The organism is Tsukamurella soli, assembly GCF_039541155.1.
GTDB lineage: Bacteria > Actinomycetota > Actinomycetes > Mycobacteriales > Mycobacteriaceae > Tsukamurella > Tsukamurella soli.
The window spans coordinates 1-2,855 of sequence record NZ_BAABFR010000206.1 but is presented as its reverse complement, the minus strand read 5'-3'; the positions used below and the strand labels follow the sequence as shown (position 1 = coordinate 2,855).

The 2,855-nt window shown below is 75.1% G+C and carries 4 protein-coding genes; all 4 read right to left on the bottom strand.

The window, feature by feature from the left end; all coding sequences use genetic code 11:
- The coding region (locus tag ABD908_RS27025; RefSeq protein WP_345001952.1) for a precorrin-2 dehydrogenase/sirohydrochlorin ferrochelatase family protein at positions 1 to 446 on the bottom strand (446 nt) is incomplete at its 3' end.
- A gap of 80 nt (positions 447 to 526) precedes the next feature.
- Positions 527 to 1,906, bottom strand: coding sequence for a cobyrinic acid a,c-diamide synthase CobB (locus ABD908_RS27020; RefSeq protein WP_345001950.1), 1,380 nt, complete (start codon positions 1,904 to 1,906; stop codon positions 527 to 529).
- 61 nt (positions 1,907 to 1,967) lie between these two features.
- Positions 1,968 to 2,585: a cob(I)yrinic acid a,c-diamide adenosyltransferase gene (cobO, locus tag ABD908_RS27015; RefSeq protein ID WP_345001948.1), complete on the bottom strand. Its 618-nt coding sequence runs from the start codon at positions 2,583 to 2,585 to the stop codon at positions 1,968 to 1,970.
- A 47-nt stretch (positions 2,586 to 2,632) separates the two neighbouring features.
- A partial coding sequence (locus ABD908_RS27010; RefSeq protein WP_486390799.1) for a vWA domain-containing protein occupies positions 2,633 to 2,855 on the bottom strand: 223 nt, incomplete at its 5' end.

Here is a 2,855-nt window from a genome sequence, read left to right as displayed (position 1 = left end):
CCCGCCAGGGTCGCCGCCAGCGCGGTGCGGACGGTGGCGGACCTGCGGTGATCGCCGGACGCGAGCACACCCAGCTGCACGCCGCCGACGGTGGCGGTGGCCGGCGTCACCGCGGTGCCCGCACGGGCCAGGTCGGCGCGGACGCAGAACGTGCGCTGCGCCTGCGCCTCCGCGAGCACGGCCGCGTTCACCTCCGGGTCGTCCGTGGCTGCGAGCACGTACCAGGCGTCGGCGAGGTCGCCCTCGCGGTATACGCGGCGGGTGAGGGTGATCCCCTCGGTCGACTCCACCGCCGGCGTGGCCTCGGGCGCGATGACGTGCACGTCGGCGCCGGCTGCCAGCAGCAGCGGCAGGCGACGCTGCACCACCGAGCCCGCGCCGACCAGCACGACCCGGCGGCCGCGCAGGTCGAGGCCGACGAGGTAGGGATCATGACGGTCGCTCATTGGGATGAGCCTAGTGAGCGCCTGACGGAGGCCTTCTCCCACGTGCGCACTCCCACATGCGCAGCGTGGACACCGCGCTGTCAGCCCGCCGCGCGCACCAGCCGCTCGACCGACGTCGGGTTCCCCGCGGGGTGGGTGTGGAGGTACGACGCGTGCACGTGTGGCCCGGCGAAGCCGTCGGTCACCGTCTGGCCCGCGTCGGTGCGCCAGCCCCAGGCGGGCCCGGCAGCACCGTCCGCAGCACCGCGGTCCCGCACCACCTCCGTGCGGTGGAACTCGTGTCCCGTGACCCGCTCGCCCGCGCGGTGCAGGAAGGAGTCGCCGAGAGCGACGGCGTCGCGGTAACCCAGGGTCAGTCGGGGGGTGAACGCGGCGCTCGCGGGCACGGCGGCGGCCATCTCGACACCGTCGAGCTCGCGCGCGAGGTACAGCAGCCCCGCGCACTCGGCGTGCACCACACCGCCACCGTCGACCAGCGCCCGGATCTGCGCGCGCAACGCGGTGTTGGCCGACAGCTGCGCGGCGAACATCTCCGGGAACCCGCCGGGCAGGATCGCGGCCGTCGCGCCGGGCGGCAGCTCGTCGACCAGCGGGTCGAACCGCCGCACGTCGGCGCCGGCGGCCGTCAGGAGTTCCTCGTGCTCGGCGTAGCCGAAGCTGAACGCCGGCCCGCCCGCCAGCGCCACGACCGGGCGCACGGCGACGATCGAGACCTCCGCGGCGGGGTCCCACGCGCGCCCGTCGGGCACCCGCGCGGCCAGGTCGGCGACGCGCCGCACGTCGACGTGCGCGGCGACCAGCTCGGTCATCGCGCCCTCCGCGTCGACCGCGGCCGCGGCCCGTTCGACGGCGGGGATAAGCCCGAGGTGCCGCTCGGGCACCGCGATCGCCTCCGCCGAGGGCACCGCGCCCAGCACCTCGAGCCCCGCGTGCGCGGCGGCGGCGCGCAGCACCCGCTCATGCCGCGGGCTGGACACTCGGTTGAGGATCACTCCCGCCACGGCGACGTCGGACCGGAACGCGCAGAACCCCGCGAGCACCGCCGCGAGGCTCTGCGAGTGGCCGCGCGCGTCCACCACGAGGACGACGGGGGCGTGCAGCGCAGCCGCGACGTCGGCCGTCGACCCGATGCCGACCGCGCCGACGCCCGCGGTCTCGTCGGCCGTGATCCGCCCGTCGAACAGGCCCATCACGCCTTCGACCACCGCGACATCGCAGCCGGCGGCGCCGTGCCGGTACAGGGGCGCGATCCGCTCCGGCCCGCACAGCACCGCGTCGAGGTTCCGCCCCGGCCGACCGGCGGCGACGGCGTGGTAGCCGGGGTCGATGTAGTCGGGGCCCACCTTGAACGGCGCCACCGAGCGTTCCGCGGAACGCAGCGCGCCCATCAATCCCGTCGCGATCGTGGTCTTGCCGCTGCCCGACGCCGGCGCGGCGATCACCACGGCGCGAGCTACCACGCCCGCCTCACCACTCGATCCCGCCTCACCACTCGATCCCGCCTCACCACTCGATCCCGCCTCACCACTCGATCCCGCGCTGCCCCTTGCGTCCCGCGTCCATGGGGTGCTTGACCTTGGTCATCTCGGTGACCAGGTCGGCGGCCTCGATCAGCGCCGCGGGGGCGTCGCGTCCGGTGATCACGACGTGCTGGTTCCCGGGCCGCGCGCGTAGCACCGCAACGACCTCGTCGGTGTCGATCCAGCCCCACTTCAGCGGGTAGGTGAACTCGTCGAGCACGTAGAACCGATGCGTCTCGACCGCCAGACGACGGGCGATCTCGTCCCAGCCGGCCCGCGCTGCGGCGGCGTGGTCGTCCTCTGCGGTCTCGTCGCGCCGCAGCCACGACCAGCCCTGCCCCATCTTGTGCCACTCGACCGGGCCACCGACACCGTCGCGCTCGTGCAGGTCGCCGAGCGCACGCAGGGCGCTCTCCTCCCCCACCTTCCACTTGGCGCTCTTGACGAACTGGAACACACCGATCGGCAGCGCCTGGTTCCAGGCGCGCATCGCCATGCCGAATGCCGCGGTCGACTTCCCCTTGCCCGCGCCGGTGTGCACGGCGAGGACGGGCTGGTTGCGGCGCTGCCGAGTGGTCAGGCCGTCCTCCGGCACCGACTCGGGCACTCCCTTGGGCATCTGGTCCCCTTCTGTGTGACGGCTCGGGCCGTGTGACGGCTGGCGGATCAGGCGGCGCGGGCCGCGCGCGCGAGCCCGGAAGCGCCCAGGCCGTCGAGCGGCAGCACCTCTGCGCCCAGCGCGGCGGCGACGGTGCGGGCCAGGCCCAGGCGCACCATCGAGGTCTCACAGTCGACGACCACGGCAGCGCGGCCCTCGGCGCGCAGCAGGCCGGCGGCGGTGACCGCACGCGGCAGCGGGTCGTGGCCGGAGGTGGCGCGGCCGTCGGTG

What these genes read in the sequence shown, in the direction of transcription:
- cobO (WP_345001948.1), bottom strand. Translation starts at nt 2,585, where the DNA reads ATGCCCAAGGGAGTGCCCGAGTCGGTGCCGGAGGACGGCCTGACCACT.